The sequence below is a fragment of the Mesorhizobium sp. WSM4822 genome, from assembly GCF_055811155.1.
Genome location: NZ_JBVVQM010000001.1, coordinates 159,170 through 181,175, shown reverse-complemented (window position 1 = coordinate 181,175; position 22,006 = coordinate 159,170). Strand labels below are relative to the sequence as shown.

General features: G+C 56.3%; 20 protein-coding genes and 1 tRNA gene. 8 read left to right on the top strand and 13 right to left on the bottom strand.

What is annotated here, in order from left to right:
* Positions 1 to 18: 18 nt before the first annotated feature.
* Positions 19 to 207, bottom strand: coding sequence for a DUF3606 domain-containing protein (locus tag AC0L3E_RS01070; RefSeq protein ID WP_473604001.1), 189 nt, complete (start codon positions 205 to 207; stop codon positions 19 to 21).
* A 126-nt stretch (positions 208 to 333) separates the two neighbouring features.
* Between AC0L3E_RS01070 and AC0L3E_RS01065 the strand changes: the two genes are divergently transcribed.
* The 4 genes from AC0L3E_RS01065 to AC0L3E_RS01050 are packed head-to-tail and all read left to right on the top strand — an operon-like array spanning position 334 to position 1,902.
* Positions 334 to 1,194 (top strand): ATP-dependent DNA ligase, encoded by an 861-nt coding sequence (locus AC0L3E_RS01065; protein ID WP_473604000.1) that lies wholly within the window; start codon positions 334 to 336, stop codon positions 1,192 to 1,194.
* A gap of 2 nt (positions 1,195 to 1,196) precedes the next feature.
* Positions 1,197 to 1,406 (top strand): hypothetical protein, encoded by a 210-nt coding sequence (locus AC0L3E_RS01060; protein ID WP_473603999.1) that lies wholly within the window; start codon positions 1,197 to 1,199, stop codon positions 1,404 to 1,406.
* Positions 1,407 to 1,420: 14 nt separating this feature from the next.
* Positions 1,421 to 1,657 carry a hypothetical protein gene (locus AC0L3E_RS01055; protein WP_473603998.1) on the top strand — a complete coding sequence of 79 codons (237 nt, stop codon included), beginning with the start codon at positions 1,421 to 1,423 and terminating at the stop codon, positions 1,655 to 1,657.
* A 23-nt stretch (positions 1,658 to 1,680) separates the two neighbouring features.
* Positions 1,681 to 1,902, top strand: coding sequence for a hypothetical protein (locus AC0L3E_RS01050; protein ID WP_473603997.1), 222 nt, complete (start codon positions 1,681 to 1,683; stop codon positions 1,900 to 1,902).
* Positions 1,903 to 1,905: 3 nt separating this feature from the next.
* Here AC0L3E_RS01050 and AC0L3E_RS01045 read toward each other — a convergent pair whose 3' ends face one another.
* The 4 genes from AC0L3E_RS01045 to AC0L3E_RS01030 form a co-directional block, all read right to left on the bottom strand.
* Positions 1,906 to 2,169 (bottom strand): hypothetical protein, encoded by a 264-nt coding sequence (locus tag AC0L3E_RS01045; RefSeq protein WP_473603996.1) that lies wholly within the window; start codon positions 2,167 to 2,169, stop codon positions 1,906 to 1,908.
* Between the two features lie 9 nt (positions 2,170 to 2,178).
* On the bottom strand, positions 2,179 to 2,367 hold the full coding sequence (locus tag AC0L3E_RS01040) for a hypothetical protein (RefSeq protein ID WP_473603995.1): 189 nt from the start codon (positions 2,365 to 2,367) through the stop codon (positions 2,179 to 2,181).
* A complete protein-coding gene (locus tag AC0L3E_RS01035; protein ID WP_473603994.1) occupies positions 2,364 to 3,056 on the bottom strand; it encodes an SOS response-associated peptidase in 693 nt (230 codons plus the stop codon). Before AC0L3E_RS01035 ends, AC0L3E_RS01040 begins: the two co-directional genes overlap by 4 nt.
* 383 nt (positions 3,057 to 3,439) lie before the next feature.
* Positions 3,440 to 4,186: a hypothetical protein gene (locus AC0L3E_RS01030; RefSeq protein ID WP_473603993.1), complete on the bottom strand. Its 747-nt coding sequence runs from the start codon at positions 4,184 to 4,186 to the stop codon at positions 3,440 to 3,442.
* Positions 4,187 to 4,348: 162 nt separating this feature from the next.
* On the opposite strand from AC0L3E_RS01030, the gene AC0L3E_RS01025 reads away from it, so the two are divergent.
* The 4 genes from AC0L3E_RS01025 (at position 4,349) to AC0L3E_RS01010 (ending at position 9,636) form a co-directional block, all read left to right on the top strand.
* Positions 4,349 to 4,810, top strand: coding sequence for a hypothetical protein (locus AC0L3E_RS01025; protein WP_473603992.1), 462 nt, complete (start codon positions 4,349 to 4,351; stop codon positions 4,808 to 4,810).
* Between the two features lie 61 nt (positions 4,811 to 4,871).
* Positions 4,872 to 6,179, top strand: coding sequence for a PAN domain-containing protein (locus AC0L3E_RS01020; RefSeq protein ID WP_473603991.1), 1,308 nt, complete (start codon positions 4,872 to 4,874; stop codon positions 6,177 to 6,179).
* A gap of 1,655 nt (positions 6,180 to 7,834) precedes the next feature.
* Positions 7,835 to 8,233: a hypothetical protein gene (locus AC0L3E_RS01015; protein WP_473603990.1), complete on the top strand. Its 399-nt coding sequence runs from the start codon at positions 7,835 to 7,837 to the stop codon at positions 8,231 to 8,233.
* Positions 8,234 to 8,418: 185 nt separating this feature from the next.
* Positions 8,419 to 9,636, top strand: a complete 1,218-nt coding sequence (locus AC0L3E_RS01010; protein WP_473603989.1) for a hypothetical protein — start codon at positions 8,419 to 8,421, stop codon at positions 9,634 to 9,636.
* Between the two features lie 211 nt (positions 9,637 to 9,847).
* Here AC0L3E_RS01010 and AC0L3E_RS01005 read toward each other — a convergent pair whose 3' ends face one another.
* From AC0L3E_RS01005 to AC0L3E_RS00970, 8 genes are all read right to left on the bottom strand, one after another.
* Positions 9,848 to 12,538, bottom strand: coding sequence for a DEAD/DEAH box helicase (locus tag AC0L3E_RS01005; RefSeq protein WP_473603988.1), 2,691 nt, complete (start codon positions 12,536 to 12,538; stop codon positions 9,848 to 9,850).
* Position 12,539: 1 nt separating this feature from the next.
* The gene (locus AC0L3E_RS01000) at positions 12,540 to 14,213 is read right to left on the bottom strand and encodes a site-specific DNA-methyltransferase (RefSeq protein WP_473603986.1); all 1,674 of its coding nucleotides are present in this window, start codon (positions 14,211 to 14,213) and stop codon (positions 12,540 to 12,542) included.
* Between the two features lie 5 nt (positions 14,214 to 14,218).
* Positions 14,219 to 15,367 (bottom strand): hypothetical protein, encoded by a 1,149-nt coding sequence (locus AC0L3E_RS00995; protein ID WP_473603985.1) that lies wholly within the window; start codon positions 15,365 to 15,367, stop codon positions 14,219 to 14,221.
* Between the two features lie 185 nt (positions 15,368 to 15,552).
* On the bottom strand, positions 15,553 to 18,282 hold the full coding sequence (locus tag AC0L3E_RS00990; protein ID WP_473603984.1) for an SNF2-related protein: 2,730 nt from the start codon (positions 18,280 to 18,282) through the stop codon (positions 15,553 to 15,555).
* Between the two features lie 370 nt (positions 18,283 to 18,652).
* On the bottom strand, positions 18,653 to 19,489 hold the full coding sequence (locus AC0L3E_RS00985; protein WP_473603982.1) for an NYN domain-containing protein: 837 nt from the start codon (positions 19,487 to 19,489) through the stop codon (positions 18,653 to 18,655).
* A complete protein-coding gene (locus tag AC0L3E_RS00980; RefSeq protein ID WP_473603981.1) occupies positions 19,486 to 20,976 on the bottom strand; it encodes a site-specific integrase in 1,491 nt (496 codons plus the stop codon). Before AC0L3E_RS00980 ends, AC0L3E_RS00985 begins: the two co-directional genes overlap by 4 nt.
* Positions 20,977 to 21,155: 179 nt before the next feature.
* Positions 21,156 to 21,230, bottom strand: a tRNA-Thr gene (locus tag AC0L3E_RS00975).
* Between the two features lie 326 nt (positions 21,231 to 21,556).
* Complete coding sequence (locus tag AC0L3E_RS00970; RefSeq protein ID WP_473603980.1) at positions 21,557 to 21,988, bottom strand: hypothetical protein; 432 nt, start codon at positions 21,986 to 21,988, stop codon at positions 21,557 to 21,559.
* Positions 21,989 to 22,006: the final 18 nt, after the last annotated feature.

Below are 22,006 nucleotides of genomic sequence, written 5' to 3'. Positions count from 1 at the left end.
CTTTGGCATATTGGCTGCCTACCGCTTCCCCATGGCCTTGGCTGCGCGCTCCAGCGTCGCTCGATCGTTCCCGTGCTTAGCGATGAGATCCTTTACCTGTTGAGGTGTGATCCCGACCCTTTGCGCGAAATACTCGACCTCATAGTCCTCGTCGGCTGAAACACGGTCCCGATCGCGAAAATCCCGCTTGCTCTTGTCGTCGGCCATATCGATTCCTCCTGCGATAATCCCGCAACGCCCGGTTGACCTGTTTGTTGCACCAAAACCCCAATTTCCGGATTCGGAACTATTTTAGCTCAAGCTTATTGAATCGCCGGTGGTGGGTGTGTGTGCATGCGTTTGGATTTTGTTGAGCCTTTGATGCCGACCCTTGTGGAGAAGCCTCCAGAAGGCGACGCCTGGATTCATGAGGTGAAGTTTGACGGCTACCGTTCCCAGATGATCATCGACGAGGACGGAACGCGGATCTACACCCGGCGGGGACTGGACTGGACAGCCAAATATCGCGACTTGGTCGCGGCAAGCGCAGATCTCGGCGCCGAGAGCGCAATCATAGATGGCGAGATCATTGTGTTGAACGATGCCGGCCTTTCGGACTTTGCTGAGTTGCGTAAGGCGATCACACGCCGGCAGCACGACCTCTATTTCGTCGCCTTCGACCTGCTGCACCTCAATGGCCATGATCTGCGTGACATGGCGCTGGAGGAACGGCGCGAGATCCTTGAGAGCATGATCCCGGCCAACATTCGTATCCAATTCAGTCAGGCGCTGCCCGGTGACGCCAAGGCTATCTATCACCTGATAGACGAAGCTGGCCTTGAGGGTATGGTGTCGAAGCGCCGCGACAGCAAATATCGCGGCGGCAGGTCGACCAACTGGCTGAAGATCAAGAGCTACATGGTGGAGGAATACGAGTTGCTGGGCGTTGAGCGGGAGCCGGGCAAGCCAGCCTTCGCCCTGATGGCCGATCGGAATACCGGGCAGTATGTCGGCTCAGCCTTCATCAACTCCAGTCGCCCCATTCGCGAGCGGCTATGGAAACGCGTCCAGGAGCATGCTGGACCGGCGCCAGAAGGAATGAAGAGGCCGGCCACGCAATGGGTCAAGCCGGGTCTGATCGGCCGTGTGAAACACTTGCGCGGCGAAGAAGATTTACGGCATGCTTCACTTCAGGATTTCCGTGAGGAGGAGTAGCCATGCCGATCCGGCGACAGGCGCGGGAAGCTGGAATTCTGAAGCCCGCTGAACTTGATCTTCTGGGCCGCATATTCGACCAACTCAAGTTTGACGGTCACACCGATGAGGCTCGCGAAGCGATCGCATCGCGGGTGCTTGCGAATTACATGGCCGGCATGACAGATGAAGCCGAACTGATTTCCCTGTCGAGACAGCCTCTCGGGCGCTAGCAGGTAGCAAAACAATGGCAGTAGCAAAAAAAGACCAGGAGCGCGCCAACTACGCCTGGATGTATGGCGCGCAGGCATTGAAGGATGGCAAGGAGCGTGCGGTGCCTCCTTACTGGCAGGAGCACGCGGACGCCTGGATTCAGGGCTTTGATGGCGTGCCGTTGGCCGGGATGGGCAAGGCAAAGCCTGTCAGCGACGAGATCGAAGCCGAGATCGACGAAGCCGCTGTCGACTCTCCCGCTGGAACCTAAATGCAACAGTGGATTCTACGTTGATGAGCACACGCGGCATCAACTTTCTCGACCGATGGATGGCAGAGCACCTGCCGGATGCCGTCACCGATGATCCCGGCGCTGTAACCGATCTGGCCGACCAGGCAATGCGGGCGGCCGAGAAGGAAGGCATCTCAGCCGACGAGATCAGCGAAGAAGTAGGCAGCGTCTTTGAGGTCATCCTCGAGGCTATGCAGACCCGCGAAGGCGGGACAACAGGTTAGGTCTCATTCCATGTCCGGAACGTCGCCACTGACGAACAGCGTCGTTGGCGGCCCATAGTCGCCGAGCGCCGGGTCTGCATCACGGCTCCAGGCTATGACACCAACATGGTCCGATGATAGAGCCCTGGCCGTGCGGACCGCGCGTTCTTCACTCTGTTGGTCGGTCGGACCGTAGGCGGTAAAAAGCTCGCCGTCGTCGCCTCGATCAAACGCAACGACCACAATCAGCTTCGGCTTGGTCTGGGTGGGCAGCATATTGTTCGACATTCAAATCTCCTAGAGGAACCGCTCGCCGTCGCCGCGGTGTTCCAGGCAGAACCAGTGCGAGGGCTGACGCGCCTTGGCAAAGCCGAACCCAGCATCCTTGCTGCAGCCGCCGTGCTCGCACGCATGATTGTCGACGCGTCGTCTATCGCGCGGTGCCGATATCATGCCTTCGGCAAGTCGTGATGGTTCGTCGCTCATAAGGGGTTGATCGGCCCGACCAAGCCGGGATGGTCGTTGGGCGATTTGTTGACGGCGCTGGTATTCACTTCACGACCAACGCGATTGAATTGAAGATCGCCGTCGATGTCGTGACGGAGAATGTCCTTGAGGTTGTCCTTGGGTGTAGCTGGATCCAACCACGCGTCGTAGTAAGCTGGATCAAGGATGAGCGGTTGCCGATCATGCAACTGCTTCATAGGGTCGCCAGCGGGCTGGGTGATGATGGTGCAGCTCGTGATCTCGAGATTGGAATTGTAGGCCCACAGTCCGGCAAATGAGAACGGCGCGTGGCCGGGCTGGTAGATGTGCCACGGGTCTTTCTTGCCGTCCGCCGGCGAGATGGTCCATTCGTAAAAGCCATCGGCCGGGATCAGGCAGCGCTTCGATTTGAAGGCATCGCGAAAGGCCGGAGCTGTGTCGATGCCCTCAATTCTCGCATTGAACATGGCCGCCTTCGGCATCTCCTTTGCCCAGAAAGGAACCAGCCACCAGCGCCCTTCTCGGAGCTTGTGATTGCCATGCTCACCTGCGGTGACGAACGGAACGTCCTGCGTAGGCGCAATGTTGTAGCGCGGCTCATCGTTGCGGCCGGTCTCTGCCGGCGCCGTCAGTCTGTAAAGCCGGTGAATTTCCGACCACGACAGATACTTGGTGTAGCGTCCGCACATGGTTAACCCTTAGTTCCTCAGGAGGTCAGGCACGTTGAGCGGGCCAAGGTCGAGAATTCTCCTATACTCGCCGCTAGGGCGCCAGACGCCGTGTATCTTGCCTCTTTCGCGATCCCGCTTCGCATCGAAGGCTTCACCTCGAAAATGATCGAGGAACGCCCTTGCCTCGGCTGGATCTGCGAAGCAGTGCAACCGGTATTCCTCATATTTGCCACATGGCCAAACCGCTTGCACACGCCTGACCTGGAAAGTCATTCCGCGTTCCTGACAGAAGTCGTGAATGGCCGTCCGGTTCCGACCGGTGCAGAGATCGTCCGGCAGCGCAACCTGGTGTGGCCATCTTCCGTCGATTGTCGATGGCGCCGGAATGCTTCGGCTCCGCCTTACCATGCTGGCTCGAAAAAACTGTCAGCCTGAAGGCGCATCGCTGCCAGTGTCAAAGCAATCGCGGCATTGGCCGGTGGCTTCTCCATATAGAGCCTGCCATCGAAGGTGCGCCATGCGGCCGCGCTCCTGGCATCTTCGTCGTCTTCGTCCCGCTCCGGCTCAATGATCCGAGCATCGCAAGGGTTTTGGTCGACCTCGATCATCCAGCCCTGAAGAGATTTTTGGGTGATTTCGGCTACCTCAGCCAGATTGCCGGTAAGATAGGGCAGCTCCAATTCGGCCGCCTTTTCTGGCGTGCCCGGTTCATTGATCCAGCCCATTACATAGCAAATGTCGATATCGAGCTGGCGATCAGGACCGGTCGCCGTTTCCAGTCGCTCGACGAGCGTCGGATACAGCCGCTTTCTCTCAGGCCAGGTCGCCAGATTTGCCGTTTTCACTTTCGGCTCAGCCCCGATACCCAAGATCCTGTCTCGAACCACCTTGTCGTCGGGCCGTCCAGCACAGCAGGCCTCACACGCGGCGCGATCGGCCTCGAACCAGACTTTGGCGGCTAACTGCTCCTCCTCGCTCGGCTGAGCTTTCTCCGGAGATCCCTTCATTTCCCAGAGTTCTACGGCGAGCACCCCGTTCATGGCTTCCTCGTGGGAAATTCCAGAGCTTTCAAAAACCGCCTCGGCAGCGGCTAATCCGCGAGAGATTTCTTCAGACGTTGCGGTCTCAACGATCAAGCGAAGTGGCATTTCTGCCTCCTTTTTCCATCGAGCCGATAGTGAACAAAATAAGAACATTAGAGTCAAGGGGGGCTTGACCGAAGAGGAATATGTTCCTTACTCGTGAAGGATCGAGAGACTTCGGAGGACGATCCAGCTCGGCGCCACCACGCGCCAGCGGCGGGCGGCGCTATGGGCAAAACAGAAGAAGACAATTTTCGGATCGAGGTCTGGGACAGCGAAGAGAAGACGCACCTGGAGACGATATGCCGATCGCCGGATGCGATCGTCAGTCAAGCGGCATGGCAAGCCGCGATACGCCGCCGGCCCGGGATGCTGCTGATCCACTACAACAGTCGACATGTGATGGAGAAGATTCTGACGCCAGGCGAGGTGAAAATCCCGCCCCAGACGATCATCAATGGGAGCGTGCACGCCGGCCTCGACGTCGCGCTCGGCGACCTCCGCGAATGGCACACCCTGAGGGCCTGGTGCAAGAACTGCTCTCACTATGCTGAAGTGAAGCCCGCCGGTCTTATCCGGCGATACGGCAAAGGGGCGCTTTTCAGTTCGGTCGAGAGGGCACTTCTCTGCACCAGTTGCAACCGTGGTGGACCGGTCAGGCTTGAGATTCACAAGTTGCCTAGGAACTGAAGCCCATGATGAACGAGTGATCTTCAGTTCGCCATTGCTAGTTGCATCCGCGGGTGTTTTGATGCGGGAAATCGCCACTGGGGGGCGAAGGGTGCTGAGTTCGCTTTCATATTGCGTCAGCCGGTTGCTGCCGGTCATTTTGTCGTTGGCGGTTCAGCTATGTTCCGCCCACGCTGCAGTGAAGTCGTTCGGACCGTTTTCGGTCGATGACGCTCATTCGGACATTATTTCTCTCAATGGTGAGATTAATGCAGGAGCGGCGCTCAACTTTCGCCGAGCCGCTGAGGCTGCACCAAACGCCAAAATGGTCGTTCTGAATAGCCCTGGCGGTGTGGTCCAGATTGCTCTTTTGATCGCAGATGATGTGCACGAGCGGAAACTCGCGACCTACATACCAAACAAGGCAGGTTGCTATTCCGCATGCTCATTTATCTTCCTTGCGGGTGTCGAGCGCCAAGTCGACGGTGAACTGGGCGTCCATCAGATCTCGTCTGACTCCACTGATCTGGTCAGCGCTCAGCTTTCGATCTCGGACATCATCGACGTTCTCAATCGCTTCAACACGCCGGTCGAAGTGCTGACGGTGATGTTCAAGACACCTCCGAAGGACATGCATATCTTCACTGCCGACGAAGTCGCGCGCTATGGGCTTAATCGCAAGCAGGGCGACCACGCAACCGCAGCTTCGACAGAGGTAATCCCATCAGCAGGTTCGGCGGAACCGCCCTCCGCTGCGGCCGCGCCCGGAGCAGCCCCGGCCCCTAATCCGGATACGGTCGACGGCCCGCCATTGTCCAAACTCTCCTCGATCGAGGAATACACCCGCCGCCCAACACGAATGGTGGTCTTTACCGGCTTAGACCTTTACGGCGATGACATCAGCTCCCAGCGAACAGACGGTGCTGCGACTTGCGCCCGGGCATGTCTTTCCATGGGTGGAGAGTGCAAGGCATTCACCTTCAATCTGGATCCGCGCGCCGTGAGAGGCCCAAACTGCTTCCTGAAGGCGAGCGAAGGCAAGGCGGACGGTAACTCTGCCGCAATCTCTGGCAAGTTTCTGAGCAGAATTGATCCCGATCCCAATACGTTCTCGATGGGGGTGATCGACCCGAAGACGGCGTTGTTCGAAAATGTCGATTTGCCTGGTGGAGATCTGTCCCGGAAACCCTATGGGAGGAACGTGACCGCGTCGCAGTGCAGGCTGGCCTGTGTCGCCAACGATCGTTGCATCGGATTCACCTACATGAAGCGCAAGAGCCAATGCTGGCTCAAAGGTGCCATCGGCGCTCCGCGATTTGGCGAGGGCATGATCAGCGGTCTCAAGAAGATGACGACCTTTGCGCCTGCGTCGATCATCACCCTCGACTGACTGACTCAGTTAGATCTATGGCTTGATTATCTGTCTGAGTAACTTCCGTCACGGACCGCGGGGATGGGTAGTTGAGAGCCGCTTGGCGTTGTGATGCAAAGGTGGTGGGTGGGCTAGTCCGGCCAGGGCGTCGCCTTTGACGTTAGCTGTCGATTGGGGTCGCAGCGGCAAATCGCCTCAAACAAATGTAAATAATGTAAGTCAGTATTTACTTATGAAAAAAGCTTTCAATCTTCGATTTGCGAACAGTTAGAGCTATGCGCGTTCGGCTATAAGCCTCTGTCGTCCATCCACTTCGTCGTAGCCTCGACAACGATCGACTTTATCGTCATTCGAGTCTTTACTGACGCCATTTTCAATCGAAAGTGATAATCATCTTCGACCTTAAGACTCATGTCTTTTAACGGCTTCGATTCGCTTTTTCTTGGTTCGCCATGCTCGTCATACACCATCGCCAAACTCCTATTTCAACGATCTTATAAGTGGACAATCATCGCAAACTTCGCAATTGACGCACCCTGAAAAAGCTAACACCCACTCGTCACGCCGCCTCACTTTCAGACGCGAACTTTGAAGAAGGTGGCCCGCGGTGAAATTAGGCTGTGCAAGCAGGACGAAGGTGCCATTTCTGGGGTCCAACCCCAAGCCGCCGTATCGTTGCTCAACTTTCAGAGATTCATCGCTTCGTTAAGCCCGACCACCCTTCTCCACATCCCGTGCGCCTTAGTCCTGAGAATGATGAGGCATGATCAGTCACCTTCCCAGCGTGTGCCTGCAAGCGCCGGGATAGGTATTAGTCCTTGACCTTCTTGCCTTAAGTGCCCACGCAGCTCCAGCGTTTTAGAGCAAAGTCATCTGTCAGAAATAGGTATCCGGGACAATGAGAGACGTCCTGCTCCCTGCCTCTTCGTGGGACGAACAGACCGACGAAATCCGCGGCGCTCGTCCTTCCGACCAATGCTGCTAAATCCGCAGTTTGGGTTTACCTCGCGCAAAAAAAGCGATTTCCGGATGGATGAGGGTAACTCCAGGGAAACATGGGGTAATTCCAGTCTTATTCGCGATAAGAGAATATACAGATCGAGTTTCCCTCGGTGACAACTTGCAAAGCTCTTTTCGTCACCGAGGTGACAGCTTTGATGGTTTGGGTTGACGTTAGCGGCAACTGAACGATTGACTGCCAGCGTCCCACGAAGGGTGGTGGATCCGGAGAAAAAATGTTGGTGGCAGCAGAGTGCATCCCCATCTTGGAACGCAAAAATCCCTAGGACTTCGATGGTATCCCTGGAAAGTTTTCCTTGGGGACGAACCTTGATTGGTTCCTAGGAGAACCGACGGCACCGCAGTCGTTCTCCTCCCCGGCAATTAGATGTTCGGGAGCGTTTCCCGAGCCGCTTGCAATGGTTCTCTACGCCGGAAGCGGCCGATCCGTGACACGTGCTGAGGCATCATTTGTCAGTCAATTGGCATGCATCTGGGATCGCGCGTATCTCGAGCAAGTCAATCAGCTCGGCATCTATCACCAAGTCTGTTCGCCCAACCACATTATTCCCTGCCGCGAATGATCCCTTTATCCTGAAAGCGCTCCCCATTCTTGAGCAGCTATAGATTAGTCAGAAGCGAGCAGAGCTTCTGATTGAAAAGAGGAAAGCACAATGTTTGGGAAAGCAGAACCTGGAGCTAGGAGCAACCTGGCTCTCTTCATCGAGAAGCAAGCAAACGCTTCAAACCGGGATTATCGCGACATCGCGACTATGGTGGGATACTCCTCCGCGAATATCATCCACGCGTTCGTCGCCGATCAGGCGAAACTGCCCCTCGACCGGGTTCCAGCATTGGCGCGGGCATTGGGGTGCGACGTCTCCGAGCTTTTGGAACTCTGTCTCGAACGCCACTTCGCCCCGGAAACGTTTGCCCTCATGCGATCGCTTTTCATCAAGGACATTGCGGAGAACGAGCGTGCGTGGCTGCACGCGCTGAAAGAAGCGGCACCGGAGAAGGATCCAAGTCTTACAGCAGAACGAGCAGCGAGACTGAAGGCCATTTTCGCATAGGATAGTGGTCCGTGCCTGCCGTGTCAGACATCCATGCCCAACTAGTCGCCTAGTGAAACGACACCCGAATGCTTCGCGCTAGAAAATTGGGACGCAGCTTGGCGAAATCGACCTAAATCCCGCAAACTGTTTCGCCTTTCGCTATATTCAAATTCAGGGAAAGTTGATGCTAAGGAGCGACCACGATGAACCATATAATCCAGATGGAACCCGCTCAAGGCGGGGGGCCAACCCTGCTTCGCTATCGCGAGGAGTCGCTGCCTGCACGGCAGCGCCGCTTTGTGGATCGTCTCGCACTTTACCCGGAAATCGATGTGAATTCGTTCACCTGCCGGGCGGTGATCGATTGGCTGGACGTCTGTATTGAAACGGCTACGGAGACCCAGGCGCGCTGGATCAACGCCTGGGTGCAGAAGAAAATCGAAAGCAGCTGTCACGTTGAAATGCACGGTGGGGGACGGACCTTCACCATTCGTTTTCAGGAGCCAGACTTCGTAGCCGTTAAGGCAGCTCTTGCCGATCTGTCCAGGCGCCGTGGCTTGGCCTCTGCGCCTGTGATCGGAGCGATGGAAGTGAGCGTCGATTTTACGCCAAGAGGCACCTCTGCCGATGATACACGTCGACAGCTCCTTGGTGCGCTGTGGCGTCATTTCCTCCCCGGTCGAGACATATTCGCGTGTGGGCGTGACTGGCCACGATTCACATGGGGCAAAGGGAAGGAATGCACGAATGGAATCTTTCCGAAAGCGAAGACGGGATCCGCCGGACGATTGTTCCTCTTCAACGGCCTCGACCGTCAGCCATACGCCGATGCGACCCTATATTTTGGTGCGAAGGAAGCGTCATCGACGTGGCGCATAATGGACAAGAAATACGATCGCCAGAATCAGGCTACCGGAACGAGGGTGGAGCTTTCCGACGAGGATAAACGCGTCCGGATCGAAGTGACGCTTCAGTCCGACGAGCTCATAGCGCTTGGCATTCGAACGCTGGCCGATGTGGGCGCATTCAGATTCACGTCGCTGCAGCCCAACAATTTCAGTTTCGCGCTACCAACGTTCGAAGACGCGGCTTGTGTCGGAAACCCCGCCAGGCGAAGCCTAGTAAAGGCGAGGGAGAAGGAACGGGTCGTCAAGTTTCTCAACACCGGGGTTGTCGGCTTGGTTGCCATGGACCGAGCATGGGAGGCGGTGAGAGACCGGAATCGGCAGGATATGCGACAGATCTTCCGGGAGCGTGGATGGCACTTGGGGCGAACCCGAACAGGCAAAGGGCGCACAACGACGATCCTTGCTTTCGCCGAACTAAACAGACGGATTGAGATGGCCCTGCGAAAGCTCACTGAGCGGACAAATGGACAGTTCCGGCGGTATGCAGAGCATCAGGACTGGGACACTCTCTAGCGCCTCAGGTATCAGTTCTCACACAAGTTATTAGACGGCTCCGGCCTATTCGCCTCGAACGGCGACAAAAATAAGTAAATGCTGACTGAACATTTTACGCCGATTGGTGGGAAAAAGTTGCCACGCTTTCCTTCACCCATTGATGTAGGTGTGAACCTGCAGTCACAAATGCTAGCAAAAGATAGCTCCACAAGAAGCTCGCCAGCTGACTTCACCTCGCCTGCTCAGAAAGGCTATGCCGCGACATGAGACCAACAAAGGTAGCACTCTCGGTCATCGAGCTTTCCGGCACGATTGCATAGCGCCACGGCTTTGAGCTGGTCTCCTTAGCTATGTGATTAGCATGCCTCACCCACTCACAGGCAGCGCGCGATTTTTCCTGGACTGTTTGATCGTTCATCTCGCCGTCGGCCTTAATCTCGACGATCAACTTGTGTGTCGGCAGCTCGACGACGAAGTCTGGCTCGTAGGCCTTGCCTGATCGATACTCGATCTGGAACTGGCCAGGGCCAGGTTTCACCCAGCGCAGCACGTTCTTCTCGAAATCACTGTCGATCAGCGCAGCGAAGCGACGCTCGGTATCAGACTGAAATTTGTGGAAGTTGTATGGGCTCTTACGAGTGCCCTTGAAGACGTAGCTTCGGGTATCTGATAACGGCTTTGCGGCGAACTTTATGTCGAGCATCTTCGCGATGCTGGTTATGCTGATGCTCAACGGTTTCAGCGACCGAAACGACCTGACAAGCTTTGCCTGATAATCCGCCGGAGTCTCGCGGTAGTGGTCCTTCATCTGCGCAAAGATGAACTCGGCCATCGCCTTTCCGTGCGCGAGCGCTACGTTCTCTACGTCGTCCTCGGTCAAGAGGTATGTTCGCAGGTGGGACACTGCCTGACCGGCGAGCCTATAGAGAAGATCGGATTGCGAGTCATAGTCGACCTGGTCGTAGTCGATCAGATGCTTGACGATATAGTTTTCGAGCAGGCCTTCTTTCGGCCCGGAGATCGAACGGGCTAGTTCGCGCTGGTTCTGGTCCCGTAGGTTGCGGATTAGGATCCGATCAGATAGCGGCTGATAGCGGATCGTCTGCAGGCCCGTCAGATCGAAGGTGTCGAACCAGAAATTTACCTCCCGGCTGGGTATGACGACGATCTCAGGAATATCGATCGTATTCTCGGCAACGCTGGCGGTAACGATGCCGACGATCTCCTCGACTCTAGGCTGTGCGACTATGCCATCCAACGAGCCCTGGGCGGGCTGCAGGGCGCGTCTGATATCTGCAGCGAGCTCCATTCGCACTTCGGGCCTCAACAGCTCCTGAACGCCTCCCCTTAGCTGCCGCTCATACTTGCGGGTAATGAAGTCAAGCGCGGACTCAACGACCTTGCGATCGTCGACGTGATCGAAGGTCACGGCGCCTTCCTGCATCCCTGCGAACACGGAATCATTGCCAAGCAGACTAGCCTCGAACGAGACAGGGATGTCGATCACTCGTTCGGTTTCTGCAGGAACGTCCCCACCCTGACCGATCGTCAATGTCTTGATATGCACAAGTGAGTCCGCTTCCCTTGCGCGCTTGATCACCTCGTCGAAACGGTCGTGCGCAATTACCGTGAGCGTGTCGACCGATTCGACGCCGGTGCGCTCGCCATAGGGCAGCCTGAGTCCGCGGCCGAGCGTCTGCTCGGTGAGTATGTCGGAAGCTGAGGCGCGAAGTGGGATGATCGTGTAGAGATTGTTGACGTCCCACCCTTCCTTCAGTTTGTTCACATGGATGACGATCTCAGTGAGATTGTCGGTTTCTAGACCAACCAGCCGCTGGATTGCCTCGTCGCTTTCGTCGCCCCGCAGATTTGAATGAACCTCTGCGACTCGACCCTTGTAGGCGCCCTTGAAGAACTCATCGCTTTCGATTCGGGTGCGCAGCGCGCTCGCGTGGGTCGTGTCCTGGGCGACGACTAGCACGAAGGGATGCACCCGGTGCCGGCCTGATTGACGGGCGTAGAGGTCGAGCTCAACCTTCACATGCTCATGATAATGAATGCCGTCTTCGAGCATGATGAGCTCGAGCTGGTGGTCATCGAAATCAGCCCGGTTGAAATCCGCCCGGGTCGCCACCGCAGGTTCTTTCACCATCCCGTCGGCCATGGCGTTGCCGAGCCCATACTCGAAAACTACATTGCGAAACGCGGTCGATTTGGCCCCCACGGATTTCGGCGTCGCCGTCAGTTCGAGGCCGAGTGCCGGCTTCAATTCGTTTACTGCCCGCATGCCAGCGCTTGCACGATAACGGTGGGCTTCATCCATTAGCAGCACAAGATCGGGGAGGGCTGCCAGGTAGTCGAAATAGGACTCGCCTATGGTCTCGCGCATTGTGCGGATGCGCCCTTTGTCTTTGTTGATTTTGTCGACGTTAAAGATGTTAACGATGGCCTCACTGCCGAAGAGGTCGGAGCCGCGCACGCCCCGCCCCTCTTCCCAAGTGTCGCCGGTGACGATGACCGGTGGCGTTTGCGCGAACTGGGCAATGCCGCGAAAAACATATTTCGGCGACGCCTGTTTCGAGAAATCGGCGACCAGCTTGTCGTAGATTGTCGTGCTGGGGGCCAGGACAAAGAAATTCTTCGAGCGGCCAGCGAGGTAGAGCCACGCGATAAAGGCGCCCATCAAACGAGTCTTGCCCACGCCAGTGGCGATGGCGAAGCAGAGCGAGGGAAAATCGCGCTCAAAATCCTGCACGGAGGGATAGGCGGACTGGACTGCATCCAGCGCAGCGACTGGATCTCCGCCCTTCGCCAGACCAATGCGGCCGACAATGTCAGCCAAGATATCGAGCGACTGCTCCTGTGGGGCACGCAGTGAAAGACGCTGTGCGATCTGACGGCGGATGCGATCCTCGCTCATCTTAGACCTCGCCTTCGTCGGCGCTGAGGTTGAAAAGCGGCAAATCTAAATCCTTCTTGCGCTTTCCACTTGAGATCTGCGGCTCTTCAGCTTCATCGGGCGCCAGCGGGAGGCTCTGGACGTTCAGCGAATAGTCGTCGCGGCCCCATTCGCATTTCGACAGGATCGCAGTCGGGATCTTCACAAGGGTTAGATTTTCGAACGAGTCCGGGTTCGCGTTGAAAGCCTTGCAGCAAATCAGGAGCGAGCGGTCCGGCCCGACGTCTTCCGAAATTTTGCGGCACGCGTCATGGGTGAGGTTCTGCGTCGTGACGTAGATGAAGTCGGTCTCTGTTGAAAAGCCGTGGTTCCAATATTCATCTGCATTCTGGGAAGGAGCGTAGGTGAAATTCATGTGCTTGCACAACGCCTCAGCGAGCATCGCCGCGTTGTAGTCCTTCGCAATGACCCAGTTGCCGTATTTGTCGTGGACAAGCAGCGACGGAGCGAGGCGGTAGTAACGAAACCCACCGCCACCCCTCCAGCCGACCGTTTCGGTGATGCCGCCTGCGTCGTCGTCGTCGATCACTTTCTTCAGGCGCGGAATTATATGCGTCTCAGCGTGATCCCCAAGCTCGACCATGATCCAGCGCCTGCCCATCTTATGGGCGACCGCACCGGTGGTTCCGGAACCGGCAAATGAGTCGAGGACCAAATCCCCAGGTTGGGTGGCAATATCCAGAATACGCTGAATAAGGCGCTCCGGCTTGGGCGTCTCAAATGACACATCCCCAGGGAACAAATTTCGAGACTCGTTCTTCGACGTTCTATTACTTCCTACCGCTTCTTTCTTCCAGAGCGTTCTCGGAACAAGGTCCCCGACCTCATTTACATACTTCTTTATGCTTGGCCGAGCGTTGCCTGTCGGTCCCCACCAAATTCTACCATCTTGGTCTAGCTGCCGAAGTTTTTCCTCGGATATCCTCCAAAATCGGCCAGCTGGTGGCGCGAAAGTCCGCCCTGTTGGTCCTACGATGGAGTAGAGACCTTTCGAGTAGGGCTTGTTTGCGTATGGGTCACCGGGCAGCCAATCTCCTCGCGGATCGTCGTCGGGATTCGAGTAGATGGAGTTTGCCTCGTCTGTGCGCGCAAGTCTTCGCGGTGTCCAAGAAGCGTTTTTCGAAAATATCAAAATATGATCGTGATCGGTGGAGAACAACCGCGCCGAATTTCGAGGCGAGTCTGCCTTTTCCCACACCACGTTTGCGACGAAGTTCGACCTTCCAAAAACCTCGTCGCACAAGACCTTAAGGTAGTGCGCTTCGTTATCGTCGATGGTAATCCATAGTGAGCCGTCGTCGGAGAGCAAAGTCCGCATCATCTCCAAGCGGTCGCGCATGAGACTGAGCCAGAGAGAATGCTCCAGTCCGTCATCATAGTGAGTGAAAGCACTGCCGGTGTTGTAGGGCGGGTCGATAAAAACACATTTGACCTTGCCAGCAAAATCCGCTTCCAGCGCCTTCAACGCGAGTAGATTGTCACCATGAATCAGCATGTTGTCGAAAATGTCGGCGTCCGACCTGCGCGCTGTCGCGTGATACGACAGCGACGGGTCTTCGATCAGGATGCGCGGCTCAAGCTTCGGTCGCTCGTCCTTGCCGATCCAGGTCAGTTCAAGCTTGGTTCTCTTTGACATTGGACTCAGTCTGTTTGAGATTCGCGGTGGCGGAGGCGTCGATCTTCCTCGTCCTCCGCACGCCACCGCGCAAGCACTTCCTCCCTTTCGTCTGAGGAAAGGCGACTTGCCGAGAGCTGCGATCCGACTTGCCCGTCTGATGTAGCTTGGACAGGTGATTGGTCTGTAGCCACCTTGACCTCCATTGCCGTTTTCAGTTCGTCGGCAAGCCGAGCCCTTCTTGTCTCTGCTTGGCGTCGGCTTCGTTCGCGATGCCTTAAGGCTATTGCCCGCTTCCGTTCCATCTCCGCAAGGAATTCATCCGATTTGCGGTTTTCGAAATGTGTGCTGATGAGCGGCGCATTACCAGCAACGTCATCGTCGCGCGCTAGTTTGGCGCCAACGTCGGCGATGCGCTGCCCCGGCGCGGATACTTTCGGAGTAGCTTTGGCACTTCTGACGATCGCGGCGAATTTCTCGCCCCGTCGTTCTTTGAACGGAATACGATCAACCTGTTTGCTACCAATCGTGTCACTGGCATTCTGTGATCGCCAACGCAGCCGCCTATGGGCGCAAACATCTCCATCAACATGAGCTTCGCGAAGATGGTCGGTCGGTGAAAGAAAATAGGGCATGGACCGCGGCACCGATTCACGTGCATCCCGACCATGCCGAACGTTCCAGTGCATTGTATAGAGATGCTCTATTTCTCCGTTGTAACAGAGAGCATCCATTACCTCCGTTTCAAAGGTGTCCCGAGCCTCTCGGATTTTGACAATCCTAGTTTGCATCCACTGCAGAGCATCCAGCTGCTTTCGTTCTAGCAGGTCGATTTGAGCGCTCACCCGTGCTCTTTGCTCTCCATCGCGATGCTCGATCCGCAGCCAACGCCGAAGGTCGGCCACGTAGTCGTCAACCTCATTGAGGCTGTCGCGACCACGGTCTTCCAGCCTTCGAACAGCGCGCTCAGTATCAACCTCACACTGTTCAAGCATGGAAAGATGCTCGAGATCGCATGCCCCTAAGAAATTCCAATAGAGGGCTTCAGACGCCCATTCGAGTTCAACGGGAGGCGAGTCTTCGGGATCTCTTGAAAGTGAGCACCCCAACTCAAAGAACTTAGTGGTCAACCATGGTGAGATCGTCTCGCCATTGTCGTCGACACAGGCGACCAAGGGGGCAGTCCAAGAGCTGAATGACGTCTCCATAGTAGCCCGCGACACCATCAGCCACCCCGAACGATACCGAAGAGACCGCACCTCCCAGGCGGGACCTGAAAAAGTGTCAAGATACAAATCACAAGCAATCGGCAGGTTGGCGAACTCACAATAGCTTGAGCTCGACGCCCTTCTCATGTGAGCTACTCAACCGTCCAGCGGACAGTGAAAAGCAGGCTCTTCGTTGGCTGTCGATTCAGACTTTCCGCTACCTCGTCAAGAATGTCGGACACTTGCTTGCGCACCTCGCGGCGCCGCTCGTGTTTAGAGAGCTTCAGATCGTCCATCTGGCCCTCCAGCTTCTTTATTGTGCGTCCAAGATCGAGCTTCTGCTCCATTGACGCGTCTGGCGAACGCCGCTCTTTACGCAGCGCTTTGATCTCGGCGTCGACCGCACCGATCTGCGCATCGAGCTCGATTTCGATGTCCTTGGCGTAGTTGTCCAGCCGAGTTTCCTCTTCCTCGAGCCAACGGAAGTTCTGTTTTTTCACCCGATCCGAGAAGGCGGAAAACTGTTCGTCTTCGATGCCCTGAAGGCCCGAAACTTCGATTGGGTCTTGCTGTTCCCGTGCTCTCGACGGAACCATGAGCATGCGGTCAGCTGTTTCTGGAGGGATCGCAACTCCGTCATCCGTCATACAAGAAAGCAGGAGTTCCTCTCTTGCTGTGTTGTGCGTTTGAATTTGCGCCTTCGAGACTCGCAGCAGACCTGATTTGCCTGCCAGATTCCTGACATCGGCGAGCTGTCCGGGAAACCCATACTCTGACAGGTTGAACACGAGTGATGTCGGGGTTGATGGCTCCCCCCGAGCCTTCGCCTTTTCCACAATCTCCGTTGCAAGATTTCCATCTGAGAGTCGAAAGAATTGCCAATCATGGTCATCGGCATCGGGCCATTTAGTCGTCCAAGTTTTGCCTTCGTAGTCAAACCTGAAGATCGCGTCATGGTGGAACCTGGCGCCCGGCAACTCGGCATGGGCCACAATGATTAGGCGCCGCGTGAAATCGTTAACGGCGCTGTCAAGCTCACCCTTACGATCCTTCAGTCGGGCAACAACATCTTGATCGAGATGCTCCAGCACTTTGGCTCTGGCCGATTGCATGTCGGAATCGATACGGTCCTGAAGGGTGGCGGTGAGCGCATCGAACTGTTGGACAATCTCGGCTTCACTTCGGCTTGACTGGACGATTCCCAGGACGCGCTGCTCGAAATCGACGCCGCGCTCGATCGTGCCAAGAACTTCGTCGCTCGATCCGAACACGCCACTGAAAAGCTTGAATTTTTGATCCAGCAGTTCGTAGATCCTTTGCTCGGCCTGGTTCTTGCGGTTCAGCATGTTGACCACAGTGACGTCGATCTTCTGGCCGTAGCGGTGGCAGCGACCAATGCGCTGCTCGACGCGCTGCGGATTCCATGGAAGGTCGAAATTGATCACAAGCGAACAGAATTGAAGGTTGATACCCTCGGCACCACTCTCGGTGGCGATAAGGATTGTCTTGTCCTTGCCGCGGAAGGCATCGACAATGGCGGCTTTCATGTCTGCAGTCCGAGACCCGGAAACCCGGTCCGTGCCGGCATGTTCTTCGCGCCAAACTTGGTAGAGAGATTTGCTGACCGGGTCGTTATTCGACCCATTGAGAAGAACGATCTGGCCGTCGTAACCGTTGGCCGACAGCAGCTCGCTCAGGTATTTTTGTGTGCGAACGCTTTCCGTGAAGACAACAGCTTTGCGCTGGCCTCCCTTTCCCGAGATCGCATCGAGAATATCGGGAAGCTGCGTGAGGAGCTTTTCACCTTTCGCGTTCTGGCCGATCGACTCAGCTAGTGCGAGGAACGACTTCAGCTCTTCCAACTCAACTGCCAACAGAGCTGCGTCAATGACCTTTTCTTCACCATCCTCGTTGTCCTCGAGCTCCTCAGCGATCTCCGTGATCGTCTCGATGTCGTCAGTAACGGTTTCGTCGACGCGTTGGCGTTTCTCCAGACGTTCGATCAGTGCCTTGAGATAGCCGGTGACTGCAAAGGTGGAAGATCCAAGGATTTTACGGACCTGAAGCACCACGAGTTGGTTGGCGCGGTCGCCATATGAGATGGTGTCCTTGCGCTGAAGGAAGGTCGACACCTTTTCGTAGAGTTGCACCTCCAGGCTGGGTGGCTCGAAATCGAAAATGACGGCGTTGCGCTTGGTGAAGTTGATGTGGCCGGCCTCTTGAACCTGCCGGCGCAACGTGCGGTAACAAACCGGTATCAGCCGCTCGCGCAGGGCCTCGAGAGAGGCCGGCGTGGCGCGAGCGCCCGTGTAGAGAGTCTTGAAGGCCTCCTCGCCGCCGAAATGATTCTCATCAATCATAGACACGATGCCGAACAGCTCCATAAGAGAGTTTTGGAGCGGAGTTGCGGTCAAAAGGACCTTGAATGGCTCCTTCAAAGCGTCTTTCAAGACTTTCGACCGGAGGGCACCCGGTTTATAGACATTGCGCAATCGATGCGCTTCGTCGAAAACCACCAAATCCCACTTTGTAACGGCGAGCTCGTCTGCGCATCGGGCTGCGAACTCGTAGCTGGAGATGATGATCCCAGGAGAATCGCGAAACGGTTTGGCGTGCCCCTCTTTTTTCAGAACCTTGTAAGTAGCAGATTCCAAAATGGTGGCCGGCAACGAAAACTTCTCGCGCAGCTCTTGCTCCCACTGCTTGCGCAGTGAGGCCGGGACAATCAAAAGGATGCGGCGTTTATGCTCAGCCCATTTCTGGCCCATGACGAGACCAGCTTCTATCGTTTTGCCGAGGCCTACCTCATCGGCAAGAAGGACTCCTTTTGAGAGGGGTGATTTCAAGGCGAACAGTGAGGCTTCGACCTGGTGCGGATTCATCTCGACCCGCGCCGCGGTTAGCGACCGGGTAAACGCATCCTGGTCGAAACCGTCAAGCGTAATGCGATGGCTGTGGTAATGACCTTGAACACTCGTATACAGAGCAAAACTCCCCCAAGTCGACTTCCGCCGAAGCTAGTCAAAATCGAATCCAACCCAGCGTGAACCCTACTAAGGGGGAAAAGATATCGCAACAGACTCTTGATCGGCTTGAAGCCCAATTGACAAATGCTAAGTGTGTTTTTTTGTAGGCTCAACAGACGTCAAATTGATAAGCGCCCTCGAATACTGCAACGTTCACCTTTGTCCCATGTGGGATAGTTGTCGGTGTTGCAATGCAAAGGTGCGATACGATCGCTGTCCTGGAACGTCACGGTGACCCCGCTTCCGATTTTGGCAGACCAGCGGTCTGGGCAGCTGTCTTTCGAGCGGATTTAGCGACACGGAGTTTGACGCGTGCGGCCGCACCACGCGATGTGTCGACTACGAATGAGCGCTTAAGCGCGATAAGAAGATCCCGTAGCCGGATATGGCCGTATGTTCGGGTATCGAAATCAGTTGTCCCGCGCTCAAGCTCGGATTCGAGAACATGAATCTGAACCCAATCACCGGGCTGTTCGATCAAGCTTGCCATTGCGCGTTTTATGATGGACTGGGCCTCACCGACGGCTCGCATTGGCTTCAAGTGTGAATTTGCGCCGTCAAGAAGTGGTTCAAATCTGAGGTTCTCAAGGTAGAAAAAACGACTGCACGCCTGCTTGAGCCGTTCTGGGGCTTTTTCGCTGCCGAAAATGTAGCATTCGAGATTCTGTTCTCGGATGCGTATTGCGAGGTTGGCGAAATCGCTGTCGCTCGAAACAATACCAAACCCGTCGTAGGCCCCGCTATGCAGCAAATCCATTGCGTCGATGACCAGGGCGATGTCTGCAGCATTCTTGCCCATACCTGAAAAGCCTAGATGGCGCGGCACGATTGCGTGGCGGACGAACGTTTCCGCCCATGCCTCCCCCCGCGGTCCTGTGAAATCGCCGTAGGCTCGCCTCACCACTAACCGGCCGTATTTGCTGATCTCCGCGACAACTCGGCCGACCATCCTTGCTGGAGCGTTGTCGGCATCGACGAGGAGGACAATACGTCTAGACGGACGATCAGGGATCGTCTCGGCGTCGTTTAGGGCGGGTTCGGATCCTGTGTTAGGCTCAATCATGATTGATCTAATGAATAGCTGGGAAACTTGTCTATCGCGGCTTTCCTGGCGACAATGGTCACATCTCCGTAGTTGTCGCCGGCTGTCTTGCCTGCGTGTCCCTGGATGGCATCAAGGATACGATCAGAAACTCCTTGTTCCCGCCCAACGGTCTTGAACCGATGCCGCCAGCCATGGTTCGGGCTTACGCCATCAGGGACAACATTCAGGGATTGAAGCCATTGACTGACTCGGCCCGCAACGGTGCGCGCAGCAGAAATCCCTTCCTTTTCCCCAGAGTGGAACAGTGGGCCTTCCGGTGCCGCCTCCACAAAGCTCCAGAAACCCATGTCAATCAACTGAGCGTGTAAAGGCACGTCCCTGTAGCCTCCGGCCTTCACCGTGCCGGCAGCAGGGGTGATGCGCATGACTGGCATTTCGCCTTCCAAGCGGAAGTCTTGCTTTCGAAGCTGAGTAATCTCGGCAATTCGCGCGCCTGTGAATGCACACAGGATGGGTGACCATCGCTTGGCGGCTGTCGTTTGAGGCGCTTCCGTGGTGCGGGGATTGTCAGTCCGGGCAGGAGCGTAGTCGCGGGCTTTCCGCAGGATCGCGACCGCTTCCGGCAGCGTAAAACCCTGCTCGCGATCAAGCGACTTTTTCGGCACTTCCTGCCTAACCTTCTCGGCTACGTTCGCTTCCAAGCGATCGTTGGCAACCGCCCACGACAAGACTGTGCGCACAGATGCCAAGTAAACATCTCCTACCGTCTTGGGGCTCAACGTCTTGAGCCTTGCGTCGCGCCAATCGAGCATATTTTGTTTTGTGAGGCGCCTGGCGTCGTTGTGTCGAATGAACTTGGCGAGGTCAGCAAAGACAGGCGTCCAGCGCCGTTCAGCTTCTCGACCCTTCCCGACTGCTTTGCGACTAGCGATGTAGTCAACCAACAGGCTCTTCAATGAAACGGGCGTTCGCTCATCGAGAATAGGTTCGGCCTCTACCAACAGCGGGTGCACAGGCTTACCGGTGAAGTTTCCTTCGTTGCGCTCGTCCTCTCGCACCATAGCCTCGTAGGCAGAGACGCAAAGACCTTGCGCTATGCTCCGCCATTCTGACGTGCCCATGGCGGCGTCGTGATGACCACGCAATCGAAAGTCTTCAACGCGCCATCCGACGAGCTCCTCTAACTCGTCATCGGAGAGTCGGCCTGCAAAACCGTCACGAAATCTTCTCCCCACGTCGTAGTCCACTCCCGTGGATGCGTAGTTTGGGTTTAGCGAGCGAAATTCGACGTCGGCCTCGACTTTTAGAAAGTAGTCCCGGCTCGCCATTTGCGAAACAGTAAGCGGATATCTGCCGGGCTCGACACGCTGGCCAGTCGCACTCGCGGCCGCCCGCTCCGCCAGTCCTATACGATGCTGAAGCTCCGCAACGGAACCGGGGAGCTTGGACAGGGCGAACCGACGATCTGCGCCCAGAGGCGCGCGCAATTCACTCTTGCCTTCCATGAATGGACGCAATCCGCGGGGAATTACGAGCCGAGCGTAGTAGCGACCCTGTCGGAGAAGTAAGTATCGGGTGTTTCCCGCCACGAAGTTGTGACCCCATTTTGTTACCAGTTTTGTAACAGAATAATGGGCGCAAACCCTTGTGTGTCAAGGGGTTTAACAATTTCAAGGGGATAGGATGGTGCTGCGAGAGAGGATTGAACTCTCGACCTCTCCCTTACCAAGGGAGTGCTCTACCACTGAGCTACCGCAGCAACGGGCGTCTGAATAACCGCTGTCACCTTGAATTGCAAGGCGTTGAGGCCCTTTTCGACACCCCGCGCCAATTTGGTACGTTGGTGCCAGTGTGGCACCAGACGGGCACTACACACCATCCAGCCAACACCATTCGAGCGAGAGCTACACCATTTTTGTAACCAGTTTGGTGCCAGATTGACGACGGATTGAATAGAGCCCCGTACAGAGGTTTCTCGCACCCCCGCCCTTCACTCACTACCACCGGTGGGCTCCGCGCGCGTCCTTGGCCCCGCCACGGCTCGAATTTACGCGGTTGCGAGGTTTCCCCTACCCCCGATTCTCGCTAGAAGCCTTTTGCCTGGGCGTAAGGCGACGGTTTCGGGGGCGAGTTGGCCAGATAGTCCGTGAACTCACGCTCAAGCGCGGCGACCGCTTTTTCCTTGGTAGGCTCACGTCCGCGCTGGCCGCCATGCTTGCGCCAGCGGTCGTCGTGCGTGGATATCGACCAGGCCCAGGTGCCGGCGCTCGGACCGTGTTGCTCACCCATGACGCGGCCGACGCTGTCTGATCCCAGAAAGGTGGGAGCGAAATCATGCGGTCGCGCTTCTCCACTGATGACGGTCCGGTCCCAATCAAGCCAGAGCCGTGCGCCACGATCCCGAACAAACCGGACTGCCTCGACTATGGTCTCGAAAGACCAGATCGGCTCGCCGTCCTCCAGGACCTCATAGCCATCAGCCGCGGCGTCGCGGATCTTCAATCTATCAGCCGGCATGCGATCACCCCTAATACG

Coding starts and splice junctions, on each gene's coding strand:
- AC0L3E_RS01045 (WP_473603996.1), bottom strand. CDS start 2,169: ATGTCGAACAATATGCTGCCCACCCAGACCAAGCCGAAGCTGATTGTG.
- AC0L3E_RS01040 (WP_473603995.1), bottom strand. CDS start 2,367: ATGAGCGACGAACCATCACGACTTGCCGAAGGCATGATATCGGCACCG.
- AC0L3E_RS01050 (WP_473603997.1), top strand. CDS start 1,681: ATGAGCACACGCGGCATCAACTTTCTCGACCGATGGATGGCAGAGCAC.
- AC0L3E_RS01035 (WP_473603994.1), bottom strand. CDS start 3,056: ATGTGCGGACGCTACACCAAGTATCTGTCGTGGTCGGAAATTCACCGG.
- AC0L3E_RS01065 (WP_473604000.1), top strand. CDS start 334: ATGCGTTTGGATTTTGTTGAGCCTTTGATGCCGACCCTTGTGGAGAAG.
- AC0L3E_RS01055 (WP_473603998.1), top strand. CDS start 1,421: ATGGCAGTAGCAAAAAAAGACCAGGAGCGCGCCAACTACGCCTGGATG.
- AC0L3E_RS01025 (WP_473603992.1), top strand. CDS start 4,349: ATGGGCAAAACAGAAGAAGACAATTTTCGGATCGAGGTCTGGGACAGC.
- AC0L3E_RS00990 (WP_473603984.1), bottom strand. CDS start 18,282: ATGAATCCGCACCAGGTCGAAGCCTCACTGTTCGCCTTGAAATCACCC.
- AC0L3E_RS01010 (WP_473603989.1), top strand. CDS start 8,419: ATGAACCATATAATCCAGATGGAACCCGCTCAAGGCGGGGGGCCAACC.
- AC0L3E_RS01060 (WP_473603999.1), top strand. CDS start 1,197: ATGCCGATCCGGCGACAGGCGCGGGAAGCTGGAATTCTGAAGCCCGCT.
- AC0L3E_RS01005 (WP_473603988.1), bottom strand. CDS start 12,538: ATGAGCGAGGATCGCATCCGCCGTCAGATCGCACAGCGTCTTTCACTG.
- AC0L3E_RS01015 (WP_473603990.1), top strand. CDS start 7,835: ATGTTTGGGAAAGCAGAACCTGGAGCTAGGAGCAACCTGGCTCTCTTC.
- AC0L3E_RS01070 (WP_473604001.1), bottom strand. CDS start 207: ATGGCCGACGACAAGAGCAAGCGGGATTTTCGCGATCGGGACCGTGTT.
- AC0L3E_RS01000 (WP_473603986.1), bottom strand. CDS start 14,213: ATGTCAAAGAGAACCAAGCTTGAACTGACCTGGATCGGCAAGGACGAG.
- AC0L3E_RS01030 (WP_473603993.1), bottom strand. CDS start 4,186: ATGCCACTTCGCTTGATCGTTGAGACCGCAACGTCTGAAGAAATCTCT.
- AC0L3E_RS00970 (WP_473603980.1), bottom strand. CDS start 21,988: ATGCCGGCTGATAGATTGAAGATCCGCGACGCCGCGGCTGATGGCTAT.
- AC0L3E_RS01020 (WP_473603991.1), top strand. CDS start 4,872: ATGCGGGAAATCGCCACTGGGGGGCGAAGGGTGCTGAGTTCGCTTTCA.
- AC0L3E_RS00980 (WP_473603981.1), bottom strand. CDS start 20,976: ATGGAAGGCAAGAGTGAATTGCGCGCGCCTCTGGGCGCAGATCGTCGG.
- AC0L3E_RS00985 (WP_473603982.1), bottom strand. CDS start 19,489: ATGATTGAGCCTAACACAGGATCCGAACCCGCCCTAAACGACGCCGAG.